Source organism: Paenibacillus sp. FSL H3-0286 (assembly GCF_045040705.1).
In the GTDB taxonomy this organism is placed as follows: Bacteria; Bacillota; Bacilli; order Paenibacillales; family Paenibacillaceae; genus Paenibacillus_AQ; species Paenibacillus_AQ odorifer.
The window spans coordinates 6,555,875-6,569,634 of the sequence record NZ_CP150285.1; the positions used below are offsets into that span (position 1 = coordinate 6,555,875).

General features: G+C 41.8%; 9 protein-coding genes. 2 read left to right on the plus strand and 7 right to left on the minus strand.

The features are described 5' to 3' along the window. The first annotated feature begins 92 nt into the window (after positions 1-92). Positions 93-4,697: a DUF5057 domain-containing protein gene (locus MHB37_RS29315; protein ID WP_076192428.1), complete on the plus strand. Its 4,605-nt coding sequence runs from the start codon at positions 93-95 to the stop codon at positions 4,695-4,697. Between the two features lie 85 nt (positions 4,698-4,782). On the opposite strand, the gene MHB37_RS29320 is transcribed toward MHB37_RS29315, so the two are convergent. Genes MHB37_RS29320 through MHB37_RS29330 form a run of 3 tightly spaced genes read right to left on the minus strand, consistent with a single transcriptional unit; the run spans position 4,783 to position 7,674 of the window. After that, positions 4,783-6,582, minus strand: coding sequence for a hypothetical protein (locus tag MHB37_RS29320; protein WP_076140747.1), 1,800 nt, complete (start codon positions 6,580-6,582; stop codon positions 4,783-4,785). Between the two features lie 14 nt (positions 6,583-6,596). Further along, complete coding sequence (locus MHB37_RS29325; protein WP_038573563.1) at positions 6,597-7,139, minus strand: type II secretion system protein; 543 nt, start codon at positions 7,137-7,139, stop codon at positions 6,597-6,599. Further along, positions 7,123-7,674, minus strand: coding sequence for a prepilin-type N-terminal cleavage/methylation domain-containing protein (locus MHB37_RS29330; RefSeq protein WP_076192425.1), 552 nt, complete (start codon positions 7,672-7,674; stop codon positions 7,123-7,125). The genes MHB37_RS29325 and MHB37_RS29330 overlap by 17 nt, the downstream gene beginning before the upstream one ends. Before the next feature lie 188 nt (positions 7,675-7,862). On the opposite strand from MHB37_RS29330, the gene MHB37_RS29335 reads away from it, so the two are divergent. Continuing rightward, positions 7,863-8,651, plus strand: a complete 789-nt coding sequence (locus MHB37_RS29335) for an alpha/beta hydrolase family protein (RefSeq protein WP_076123851.1) — start codon at positions 7,863-7,865, stop codon at positions 8,649-8,651. A gap of 113 nt (positions 8,652-8,764) precedes the next feature. Here the strand turns inward: MHB37_RS29335 and MHB37_RS29340 are convergent, their stop codons facing one another. The 4 genes from MHB37_RS29340 to argH all read right to left on the minus strand — a co-directional run bounded on the left by MHB37_RS29340 (position 8,765) and on the right by argH (position 13,706). After that, positions 8,765-9,601, minus strand: coding sequence for a phosphoenolpyruvate hydrolase family protein (locus MHB37_RS29340; RefSeq protein WP_038573568.1), 837 nt, complete (start codon positions 9,599-9,601; stop codon positions 8,765-8,767). A gap of 43 nt (positions 9,602-9,644) precedes the next feature. Beyond that, positions 9,645-10,853 carry a Tm-1-like ATP-binding domain-containing protein gene (locus MHB37_RS29345; RefSeq protein WP_405168778.1) on the minus strand — a complete coding sequence of 403 codons (1,209 nt, stop codon included), beginning with the start codon at positions 10,851-10,853 and terminating at the stop codon, positions 9,645-9,647. Between the two features lie 100 nt (positions 10,854-10,953). Next, entirely contained in the window at positions 10,954-12,153 is a 1,200-nt protein-coding gene (locus MHB37_RS29350; protein ID WP_405168779.1) for a phosphoenolpyruvate hydrolase family protein, read from the minus strand. Between the two features lie 137 nt (positions 12,154-12,290). After that, entirely contained in the window at positions 12,291-13,706 is a 1,416-nt protein-coding gene (gene argH / locus MHB37_RS29355; protein ID WP_036678523.1) for an argininosuccinate lyase, read from the minus strand. Between the last annotated feature and the right edge of the window lie 54 nt (positions 13,707-13,760).

Here is a 13,760-nt window from a genome sequence, read left to right on the forward strand (position 1 = left end):
GACACGGAATGAAAAAGGCTGTCGGAATCTAGCATATACGAGACGGAATACGACCATATCTGCCAATAGTTAACAATCAGGGAGAGATGACAATGAAACTTGCCAGTAACAAAAAAGTTTTTATTTTTACAGTAACTACCCTACTTCTCCTTCTGCTTGTTCTGCCAATCAAAAATCACTTTATGAATGTCGATGCCAGTTCTAATGAATACCAAATTCGTATGCTGGAGGTTACAGAGAGTGGGGTTAGTGAGCTTGCGTCTCTAAAAACGGGAATATCTAACCTTACCATCGACACGATGAGTATGAAGCGCTTTGTGGCGCTGCGGGATGATCTGGACGGGAGATATGATGCGGTATATATCGGGAAGGGGACTTACAATCCTGCACAGGTAAGTAATCAACAACCCGCCTCGGAGGAAAATAGAGCTAAGGCCCTTAATACCAAAAGTATGAAGAATGACATTACTCATCTGAAGGCTGATCAAATTACGAAGGAATTTATCAACAAGGGATTATATGTTTTTTTTCATAGCCAGCCCTTTAAAGACAAAGATGCAAAACCTCAAACTGAGCAAGGTATACTGTACAGCTCTTTTAACAGTTATCGTCTTTCCACCTCCAACCCAAATGTTAAGTTTGTAGATGACAGTGAACTGGCGGATATTTTTGCCGATTTAAAAAAACAAGACTCCAAATACATAAGCGACTTGAAGAAACGCCCTCGTCTACAAATTACGAATAGAATTCCCAACTATGACCCTAATGCAACTAACAGCAAAATCTATGTTCCTGGGGAGAAGCTTTCTTTTAATTTCAATGTCACCACACCCTCTACACAAAATAGTGCTCCACTCTCAGTCAAACTGTACGTTGGTCTTGATAAATCCATCAAAATGGGAGAAGAACAGGTCGTTGCTGAAACTGAGATTAGTACGTCCAGCGGAACTATTGAATACACTCTGCCAAAAACATACTCTGGGTTGCTCTACTGGAAGCTAGAAGTTAATGATTATCACAGTAGACAATTAAAAGACTTCGACAGCGGTGTAATTCGTTACCGTGGCGAGAAAACCATAGTAAATATTCTTCAGATTATGCCTGACACTCTAACGGAAAGCAGCCTCCTAGACACTAGTAATATGAATCCAAATTTTCTCGATACATCTGACTATAAGCTCGATATAAAAATCAAAACGATGACTGAATTTAAAAAATATGTTGATGACAGCTATGCTGCAACACATAGTTACGGATTAAATGGCACCTATGACATGCTCATCTTTGGATTTGTAGACGAATACTACAAAAAATCTAATTTAAACACTAATGCGATTAACGCTATTACACAATTTACTGGTACTTTCAAGCAAAGCGCCTTGTTCACTCACGATACCATCATTAATTTAGATGCAAATAAAAAGAACTGGATCAATAATTTCATGGGGATTACTGGTCAGGTGAATCCTGAGACCAACTTAGGCCATAATGCCATCAATCTTTCCACCAAGGTTAAGCCGGTGAATGACGGGCTTTTGATGGAATATCCTTTTTATCTAAGCAAGAGGGACGACAGCAACCAGCAAATCGATATTTCCACACCACAAATTGCACCAACACATAACCAGTACTTCACACTTAATCTGGAAGATCCCGAAGTAGTATCTTGGTATAACATTCAAAGTGAAGCATCAGGTACGAGGATAAAACCAAATGGAGAATATAATCAATACCAACGTGATACCGAGGATAGCTGGAATCAATATTACACATATTCCAAAGGAAATATTACCTACTCAGGTACAGGTCACTTTTTTGGAGTAAGTGATATTCCAGCCAATCTAAAGAAATTCCCTGTCTGGGAACAACAATTGTTCGTTAATACTATGTATCGTGCTTTTATTGGTGCCAATCATGCTCCAGAGATTACCGTGCATACGCCGGCTAATGATTCATCGATTCCGTCTTATCAAAAAACACTCCTTGTCGACTATACAGTAACTGATCTGGACTTTAACGATCGTGATCTAACAACTGAAGTCCGTTTCAAATCAGGGAACACATACTTTCCTATGAATGAAATAAGCAAGATGGACATCAAGTCCGGTCAAAATATATATAGAACAGTTGACAATCCGCTTCCTAACGGAGGTCTACTCGACATCGAAATTAAAGCTTGGGATCAAAATGGGGCGCTCTCAATTAAAACGCTCAGAGTAAATGTCCTGCCGTCGAACACCAATTTGAGTGTAACACGATCTCTCTCTCAGAATGTTGTGAACGGCAAAATAGAAAAGGGAGAACCGGTCACTCTTAGTTATTCCATCACCCCAAAATCTGTACCGTTTGATAAAGTCGGCACGGTCAACCAGACCTCTAACACACAATTAATATCGGATATTGTATTTACCGAGAATCTCCCACCTAACCTGGAGATTTTAGGAGAATTACCAGCCGGTACGATAGTCACTGGAAATGCAACCAGTGGGTTTAGATTGACACGCAATCTAAATAACATAACCTATTCACTGAAAACGGTGAACGGCGCCCAAATCTATAAACCAGACTCTGAACAGCCTATAACGTTCCAAATCACAGTTAAACCGACCGAGACCCAAACCTATATTTTAAATGATTCCAAACTTAGTTATGTCGATATTCATGCCACATTGCCACCTCTAGGAATCTTAGGTAAATACAACGCATTTATCCTTCATACCACTTCACTTCGTGGAGGCACTATCAAGGGACCACTGGCTTCTGGGGGAACAGTCAACTTCAACAACGCGGGTATTACAGTAAATGAACAATTTAAAGACCAAGTGCCATATGGTATTGTCACGGGCGGAGATGTTTCCCTTCCTGAAGGAACAGTTTACGGAAACCTAATGGTTAAAGGCACCGTTAAAGACCAACGTCCTGGTTCTATCCAAAATGGTACCATCAATTACGGAGAACTTCTCGATTTCAACAAGCAAGAGAGTTATCTCCTTGGACTCTCTGATGCTATTGCCAAGTTGCCTTCCAATGCCACGGCGACTCATGAATACGGAAAACTTACGGTCACAGGTAACTCAGATATCAATATTGTTAATATTTCTAGTTCAGCGTTAAATACGCTTAACAGTTCCGAGCTTAAGGTTCCGCAAGGATCAACGGTAATTGTTAATGTACAACAAGACAGTAACAGTGAACCATTCTTACATTTCCCACTGGGGAGCGACGGTAGCCGTGTGCTATACAACTTCCCTAACGCCAAGCCTTTGCTAATTTCCCAAGCCAACGTATACGGAACCATTCTGGCACCACGATCTACTATAAACTTTGATGGAGGACAGGTGTATGGAACAATCATTGGAGCTTCAATGAATATGAGTAGTGCCACTTTATACCATTTCCCTTTTACCGGTAGCCTACCAGCGGAAATCTATCCGCTACCTGTTCCAATCCCAACAGATCCTTCATCGACTAATTTAGCGCGGACTACGGTTTCGTTTGAGACTTTAACTTTTACAGCCGAATATAAAATTAAAACCCTGCAATTGGATGACAAAGCTATTTATGTAGGAGATAAGATTCGACTAATTCCAATAGTTACGCCTTCTGATTTAAGTAATTCTGCATTCCTCTGGACAACTAGTAATGCTTCAGTTGTACAAATAGACTCCAGCAGTGGCGATATTATCGGGTTGGCCAAAGGAACAGCACAAGTCACTGTTAAGGCTCTTGATGGTAGCGAAGTTACTGGTACTGCATTCATAACTGTAGAAGAACGTAATTCTCGTTCTCTATCAATTAAAGGATATGAAACAGCGAGAATCTATGAATCCATTACGTTAAGTGCCTCGTACGTCCAAGACAGTAAAGAACCTGAGACCAACATAACCTATATCTGGTCCGTTAAAAACATTACCTCTGGGGCAAGCACTGCTGTAATTAATACCAATCCAGAGTATCCCGGTGATGATACCGAAAAGATTTTCAGTGCGACGCAGTCAGGAACTTACCTAGTAAGTCTTACTGTAAATTCAAGTAACCCGGTTCCAATTACCCAAGAGAAAACCATAACAGTTACTAACCCACTAACCTCATTGTCGATTACAGGTCCAACAACGGTATTGATAGGAGGACAAATCGACCTAAGCGCAAGTAGAAATCCTACGGATGCTGATCCAGCAACGCTAAGATGGAGATTCGTGAAATCAACGGATAAAAATATTACGGATGACACTATTACGAATGATCATATTGCTACTCTTACGCCTTCTAGTGATGGCTCAACCGCTAAATTGACGGCTGGTGATACCGCTAAAGAAGGACTGCTGATTGAGGTTTCATTCAAAGATATGACTTCAACACACGAGGTTAACATCGTTGATGCTTTGAAAGGGTTAAGATTTAAAGAACAGTCCATTACTATTGAAGTGGGCCATACTTTCCCGTTAACCAATATTTTATGGGCATTCCCTACCTCCATCTCGATCGAGCAAATCAAAGGTAACTTGAGTTGGGTAAGCGACAATTCTGGAATCGCCAGTGTCGATAATGGAACCAATATTGATAGCAGAGGAATTGTTACAGGTGTCAAAAAGGGATCAACCACCATTACAGTTACTTATACCGGAAGCACAGGCACAACAGCAGAAGCAGATATTACAGTTAAGGTTGTAGCACCTCAGAATGACGATCGTTACTAATCTTTACATTTAAAAATAAGAAACTTCCAACGAAAAAAAGGGTATCCCTAAGCACTCGCTTAAGGATACCCTTTTTCAATTGGTCTCAATGACTCACAAGCTCCAGAGGGCCTACAGTTACATTCACCTGCTGCACACGCGGGAGGCTAGACTGCTGATGAGTAAAAACATCCTGATTATATTGAATCTGAAAACGGTGACCCAAATTATATCGATCCGCATCCTGATTTTCAAAATTAAAGCCGAGAGCCGGATCTAAGGGCTCAGTTACTCCTCCTAGTACTGCGTTTACTGTAAGATTCCCTTTGGCAAAGAAGCCACCATTTAACCAAAAGATTGACCCCACTCCGTACAAATCAGCGTCACTATCCGTGTAAAAAAAAGCTTTCATATAAAATGAATCCTGCTCAACTTTTTTCTTAGGTGGATTAGTAAAAGTATCAATTCGGTTAATGAGCACATCTCCTTGAGATATGAGGACTAACTCCTTACTACTTAAACCTTGGATCACGGCGTCCTCGACTTTCGTTTCTCCTAAAACAAACATAGTAGAGTTGAATTTCACCTGTCCTTTAATAGTAACATTACCTGTAACTAGAATATTAGCTTGAATCTCCAAAAATTTAGTTATATCTGGACTATAGTTATTTACCTCCAGATCACCATTAACAATAAACCATTTGGGCTTATTAGAAGGATTACCTGTTTTGGCTTCATCACTAAACTTTAACTGTTTGTAATCAATTCCATCGATAAGCAGATTACTGTTATAAACAGTAGAATTATTCAAATCCTTATCCAACAAGGAATTCTGATATATGCTCAATTGTTCTAAGTATTGGCTGTACTCTAGTTCGTACTTATCCTTTTCTTCTTTTGTCGGATTATCTTCAAGTACTGGCTCAGTGTAGGGTGGATTCTCATCGGGTAATCTATCCAATGCTGTTGCACTTAAGTAATTACCCAATCTTCCTTCCACAATAGCTTGCTCAAGTTCAGACCTTTTCCCGGTCAACCCTGTCGCTTCCTCCACTTTATCAAGAAACGATTCCAGCACATTAATCTGCACGAACTTTTTTTGCGGTTTGATAAACACCTGCTCTTTATTAACTCCCAGTATGTTAGGAAGAATAATTGAGGCATTGTTTTTATTTACTGCTGCGTTAATAATTCCATTTCCGGAATATTTAATACTTTCAAGTGATTGCACATGCACCTCAGGAAGAGGTTCCGTAGATGCTGGACTGGCAGAGTCTTTTAGTAATTCTACTTTAGGATATTGAGTCTTTTCTTTAAGATCTTTCACTTTCTTATACGTATAAACAGCCGTATCGCTGATGTTTAGTTCTTCACCCGCATATATATTGCCATGGAGACCAGGTGCTCCGTTTAATGTTAATACTTTTTCCGATCCAAAAGCATATTTAAGAAAATCAGGATAGGTATCAATGACAATCTTTTGTCTCAGCTGTCTGATGACGCCATTAACTGTGGCTTGTGCTTCAATATCTACATAATATTTTTGCTTATCCTGCTTCTCATAAGTGATACTTTTGATCGTACCGCCAGCTCCAGATAATCCCGTACTTACGCCATTGTTAACGCCGACAACTTTGGTGGTCACCTCACTAACAATACTTTTAATCTCATCTTCCATATGATCAGGGTCAATATCCGTACGCCCGTCCAACTTCGTCTGTATGTATGCCGCTGCTTCATCGAGCCCCTTTTGAGCCAGATGCAGGCTCTGCACGTCGTTTTCCCTTGTCTCCGTTCGTTGTGCGCCACCCATCGTTGCCCCGAGTACAGCTACTCCGAGTATAGTAAGTAGAAGAGCAACAAACATAACTAATACTAGAGCTGAGCCTCTTTCATTATTCTTCATCCCTCCTGCTCCTCCTAGAATCCGAATTTACTTTTCAACTCCAATGGGTAATCCCTTCCGTCGTAGCTCTGAACTAGCGATAAATCTATAGATATCAAGCCGCTATCACAAGGGATGCTATTCTGACACTCTAAAGTTATAGCAGAACCCTGTTCTAATTTAGATATCGTCTCAGTTCTTGCATCTACTGGTGGATCGACTACATCAGGATTTGCTATTGTAAGAGCACCATTAACAATACGAATCTGAGACTTAGTTCCATCCTGACGTTCTAACGTAATGTAGCTATCAATAATAGTCCCTGCATCATTTTTGAGAATAGTTGGAGTGACCTTCTCAGGAGCAAATGTATACAACTCCGTTATAATCGCCGACATTAACAAATCACCTTCGTCTCGTAATGAGTTTTCAATCGATATTTTATGATAGCTTCGTAAGCCCAGCATTGTTATCCCCGAAATAATTCCCGCTGCAACTGTAAACAACGATAGTGCCACAATTAGCTCCACTAAGGTAAAGCCGCCTTCTCTGCGAAGAAGATTAACGAATTTTCTCATCGGTAATATATCCCTCCACAACAGGTTCACTTTCAGGTCCGCCAGAAGAATTCGCTCTGCTGACTTTGACCAACACAGGTAACAAATATACTGCCATATTTTGTTTCTCCGGATCACTAGATTCCAAGCTTTGGTTATGTAGATCACGCTGATATTTAATATCTATTTGATAGTTCACACCATTTATTGCAGGATTCAAAACCTGGTTTAAGATTTCTGTATCCTGAACAAGCCCCTTGTAATCCTCACATTTCAGAGAATCATCCGTATCCTTTTGGCATTTCGCCGCCTCTATCGCATCATGATTCTGCTTTATAAAAAATTCCTTCATCGCCTCAAAATCCTGCTTCTCCACATAAAACAGCGCGTTTCGCGCCAGATTGACCATAATCGTTTTGTTCTGGTTCGATTTAGAGTAACTCATGGCGTTAGTAAAGTAAGACGTAAGCACCAGTGAAACTATCGATAAAATTACAATAGCTGCCAGCACTTCGATTAACGTAAATCCTTTTTCCTGCTTTAGGCCCGGTTTCATCCTACTTTCCGCCTCTCGCCTATGAAAATACTTTTCGTATTTGCACGTTTTTCCTAAATTTTCTACTTCCATTATATTCTCTCATATCCAGCTACAGCAATCCTCAAAACCCTTATAATTCAGATATTTCTACAATATCTCTCACTTTAGGTCTATGCTATGATTTGGAAAGAGAGGAGATGAATGAAATGGCTTTAATAGAGTGCAAATTTTATTCTGAAGTACTAGGTTTGAATACCTCAATGACTGTAATTTTGCCGCAAAAAACAACTACACAAATCGGGATGAGTAATGTAACAAGAGGTGATCTTCACCCTACTTTGTATTTACTGCATGGCTTGTCTGACGATGATTCGATCTGGCTGCGCCGGACTTCTATAGAAAGGTATGTAGCGGAGATGGGGATAGCTGTGGTAATGCCGAATGTGCACCGCAGTTTCTACACAGATATGGCGATGGGAGGCCGTTATTGGACCTTCATTAGTGAGGAGTTGCCGATGCTGGCGCGCTCATTTTTCCCGCTTTCCGATAAACGCGAGGAGAACTTTGTAGCCGGGTTGTCGATGGGTGGTTATGGAGCAATTAAGCTGGGACTGCGTAAACCCGAGTCTTTTGCAGCGGCAGCGAGTTTGTCTGGAGCACTTGATATGGCGCATAATTTCTTGAACGGGGAAGGTGCTACCACTAAAAGCAAAGAATACGAAATGATCTTCGGAAAAGAAGATACCGCCGGAACGCCGGAAGACCTTCTTTGGCTGCTTGAGGAAGTGAACCGCTCCACGGGACCAAAACCAGCGTTGTATCAATGCTGTGGCACAGAAGATTTCCTATACACCGATAACTTGAGATTCCGCGATGCTTGCCAGGCAACCTCACTTTCTTTAACCTATGAAGAAGGTCCGGGGACACATGAATGGGGATACTGGGATGCCAAAATCCGCGATGTGCTGGCATGGCTACCTTTAAAAAGTAACTAGCTGTACTTAATAGACAACAAAAAGATGCAGCCATAAGCTGCATCTTAATATCTGTTCTACTCAGATTGCCCTCTTCGGAGGGTTCTTTTTAATTATAAGGACGCCGAAGGCAATTATGCTTGTTTGGTGATATTTTTAAATAATCCAGTCTGTTCTGTGATTCCTTTTTCAGCAGCAAATCTTTCAATACTCGATGCACCAAAGAATCCGTCTATGCCTTCTGTCCGTTCAATTACGTACGCCGCATCTTCCGGCTCTGCAATCGGTCCACCGTGACAAATCACCATAATATCTGGATTTACTGCTTTCCCTGCTTTAATAATCGCTTCGATTCTTTCTACACAATCATCCAATGTCAGAGCGGTCTTAGCTCCAATTGTACCTTTGGTAGTCAAGCCCATATGTGCCACCAAAATATCTGCGCCTGCTTCTGCCATGGCTTTTGCTTGCTCAGGATCAAATACATAAGGAGTGGTGAGCATATCCAATTCATGCGCAGCTCTAATCATATCTACTTCTAAACCATATCCCATGCCGGTCTCTTCTAGATTCTGTCTGAACACGCCATCGATCAAACCTACGGTTGGGAAGTTTTGCACGCCGCTAAAACCTTGTTCCTTAAGTTGTTTTAAATAAACTTCCATTACTCTAAAAGGGTCCGTTCCGCATACGCCTGCTAATACAGGGGTGTTTTTTACAACAGGCAATACCTCCGAGCCCATTTCGACCACAATTTGGTTGGCATCCCCATAAGATAATAACCCTGCCAGTGATCCACGGCCTGCCATTCTGTATCTTCCTGAATTATAAACAATCAGCATATCTGCTCCGCCAGCTTCACTGCTTTTTGCAGTAATCCCTGTGCCGGCTCCCACGCCTAAAAGAATCTTTCCATTTGCCACTTCTTCTCTAAACTTCGCCATGATTTCAGTTCTTGTATTTTTGTTCATGTGTAACGCCTCCATTTAAATATTTATTTATCTTATAAAAGCCTTATTTGCTCATGAGATCTATTAGCTTCTGCGCTGCTGCTTCTGCAAACTCCACATCATTAATGGCACAATCCATTTCGATAACCTCGACAACATTTCTGTTTACACCATTTCTTAAGGTATCAAATAACATTTGATCTTCCTCTACCCCATAAAAAGCTTCCCCTGCAACATCAATGCCGGATATCCCTTTAAGCGGCAGCATTAACACCGTTTTCTCTTTGGCCATATTTAATTTCTCGACAAGCATTTTGCCGATGGCTTCATTTTCTTCTACTGTTGTTCTCATCAGAGTAACTGTTGGATTGTGTTTATAAAACTTATGCCCAGCAAATTTCGCTGGTACCGTATCATAAGGGCCAAAGTTGCACATATCAAGCGCGCCTACCGAGACAACCTGTGGAATATGATGTTTTCCAGCAGCTTCTAACCGATGAGGTCCAGCATTTAGCACACCACCAATAATTTCGTCCGCCCATTCTGTTGTGGTCAGATCCAATACACCTTCAATAAAACCAGCCTCGATTAGCGCTTCCATGGACTGGCCGCCTACACCTGTTGCATGGAATACAAGCACTTCATATCCTCTAGCCTCAAGATAGTTACGGGCTGCCGTCACACAGGGGGTTGTTACCCCAAACATTGTTGTAGCTATTAATGGTTTTTTCTCTATCACTTGTTTATTCTCAAATTTAAGCATACCGGCGATGGCGAAAGCTGCGTTAGTAAAAATCTTTGTTGAAATAGAGTTCAGTCCGGCAACATCCACTACGGATGGCATCATGACAATATCACTAGTGCCTACATATGGAGCAGTATTCCCTGAAGCTACGGTCGAAACCATCACTTTAGGTACACCAATAGGTAATGCCCGCATACCCGGTGTTACAAGTGAAGTGCCTCCAGTGCCCCCAAAGGAGATAATTCCATCAAATTTGCCTTGCTTATATAATTCAGGTACTAATTTTTCCATACCTTTGGCTAATAATTCTGTTGCTAGTGCTCTATCTTTTTTGGCAACGAGCTCATCTATACTTACACCCGCGGCTGCTGCTACTTCTCTATTAGAGATATCCGGTGTAAAAGTGGGCTCAAACACACCTGTATGAATTGTAAATGTACCCAGCTCCAAGCTTTCCAGTAAATTTTTAATGTAGAGATATTCTTCACCCTTGGTGTCAAAAGTTCCGGCAATAGCAATCGTCTTCATTTCTTCAACCTCCTCTTCAAATATCTACAACAAAAAAAGCATGATCAACTTATGAGTTAATCATACTTCTTTGATTTATCGATGAAAACGCTTTTATGTCTTATGTTTTTGTGTTTATGTTAGATTTATATTGTTTTGGAGAGAACCCTTTATACTTCTTAAACATTTTGCTAAACTGCGCATAATCCTGGTATCCAACTAATGGCGCTAGCTCAGATAACTGGATAGGGTCTCTATGTAATATTTCCGCTGCCTTATCCATCCGAAATTGCACGAGATACGTTTGGAAGCTGCAGCCTACTTTTTTGGTGAACAAACTACTCAAATAACTTCGGGATACATGCGCCACCTTAGCTAAATCTGCAAATAAGATCTCATTCCTATAATTTTGAGCTACGTATTCTTTTACAAATTCAACATAATCATAGTGCTTTGTGATGCCGTCTAACATTTTGACCATAAAATCATCTTCATCCAGCGTCCCCGACACTTTAAAAGCTTTGGTTATATTCGTAATGGACTTCTCCGAGGGAATTCTTTCAAAAGCAGAGCCTCCGATATATCCCATCAAGTTTTGATTATTGCTGTACATATATTGCACATCAATTGGCGTTTTCACCGGACCACCGTAAACCAGCTTAATTAAATCAGGCTTTAGCTCATTGCATGTATTAAATATCTTGTCCGCTTTAACCTTGGCAGCTTCCAGAGAGAATACTTTTTTAGCGCCTAATAACCCGCCTTCTGTTAGACCTAGATGTGCACAAATAATATCCGCTCCAGCCTCAATCATCTGTGCTGCCTGGATTTCGTCAAATACAAAAGCAATGGTAAACAAATCCTTCTCATGAGCTATTCTTATGGCTTCTACTTCAAGTAGATAACCATTCCCCTCTTCTTCGAGCGCTTCTCCAAATTGACCATCTATTAAACCCACCGTGGGGTAATTATTAATGCCGGCAAAGCCTCTATTCTTTATTTCACTTATATAGGATTCCATATCTTTTGTCGGATCAGTTGCATTGAGGCCAAAAATAATAGGGATATCTCTGACCAACGGTATGATCTCTCTAGATGCAAAGTCCATCACCATATCATTGCTATTACAAAATGGTAAAATACCAGCGAGAGAGCTCCTCCCCATCTGGCGATATTTACCCGAGTTTAACATCAGAATGAAATCAGCTCCACCCTGCTTCGCATACTTTGCCGTTATACCAGCACCGGTGGCTACTCCAATAATATGATTGCCTACTTTTAATTCCGATCTAAGCTCGTCTAGGATTTGCTCTCTGTTCATACCTACGAACCCTCCTATCCCTAGCCTAAGGATAACCGTAAAGATCACTGCTAATCCAGTCATAGTTCATTTAGATAATAAAAAAATCCCGCCTGCCACCTATAAAGGTCTGAGGCGAGATTTGATATTGATACGGTTTACAATATAGCGTCTCCGTGTTGTACAACCCATTCATTAGCTTCGTGCAATGCCAGCTCTGCCCGTTCAATTGCAGCCTTCACCTGAACGGTGGCTGTGCCGCCATAAACGTTACGAGCGTTAACTACAGCTTCCGGTTGAAGAACAGCATAGATATTCTCGTCGAACAGCGGTGAGAATTGCTTGAACTCTTCCAGCGTCAAATCCAACAGGAACTTGCCTTCATTGATACAGTAGAGTACCGTTTTCCCGATTACTTCATGCGCTTGGCGGAAAGGAAGCCCCTTGCCTACCAAGAAGTCGGCGATATCCGTTGCATTCGAGAAATCCGTGTTCACAGCTTCACGCATACGACCTTTGTTCACCTTCATAGTGGAGATCATCGGCGCGAACAATTGCAGTGCACCAGTCAGCGTAGTAACCGTATCGAACATGCCTTCTTTGTCTTCCTGCATATCCTTGTTGTAAGCCAGTGGCAATGATTTCAGCACCGTCAGCAAGCCAATCAGGTTGCCGTAAACGCGGCCTGTTTTGCCCCGTACCAGTTCTGGTACGTCAGGGTTCTTCTTCTGCGGCATAATGCTGCTGCCTGTGCAGAAAGCATCATCCAGTTCTACAAAGCTGAACTCCGTGCTGCTCCACAGCACCAGTTCCTCACTGAGTCTGGATAGATGTGTCATGATAAGGGAAGCATTCGCCAAGAACTCCACGATGAAATCGCGGTCGCTGACAGCATCCAGACTGTTCTCATACACACTGTCAAAACCCAGTTGTTCCGCTACAAAGTGACGGTCAATCGGGAAGGTCGTTCCCGCAAGGGCTCCTGCTCCGAGTGGCAGCACGTTGATCCGTTTGTAGCTGTCCGTCAGACGTTCTGCATCGCGGCGGAACATCGATACGTAAGCCAGCAAGTGATGAGCAAACAGGATCGGCTGTGCCCGTTGCAAATGCGTATAACCAGGGATGATAGTCTCCACATTGTCTTTTGCTTGTTCGATCAAAGCTTCCTGCAGCTCATGCAGCAAACTAACTAGCTCAACTACACGTCCACGTAAATAAAGGTGCATGTCCGTCGCCACTTGATCGTTACGACTACGTCCTGTGTGCAGCTTACCACCAACTGGACCGATTTCCTCGATCAGATGTTTTTCAATATTCATATGGATGTCTTCATCCGATACTGAGAAAACAACCTCTCCAGCATTGACCTTGTCCAGCACTTTGTTCAGACCTTGTTTGATTGTTTCCACGTCTTCTTGTGGAAGGATTCCGCATTTGCCCAGCATCGTGACATGTGCCAGACTGCCTTGCACATCCTCTTTGGCCAAAGCCTTATCAAAGCCAATGGAAGCCGTATATTCCTCCACCAGCTTGTTTGTTCCTTTAGTAAACCGTCCGCCCCAAAGCTTGCTCACCTGTAGTTTCCTCCTCTTGGACGCCAGAGGGCCGCTCCTATCCTGACGGGAGGA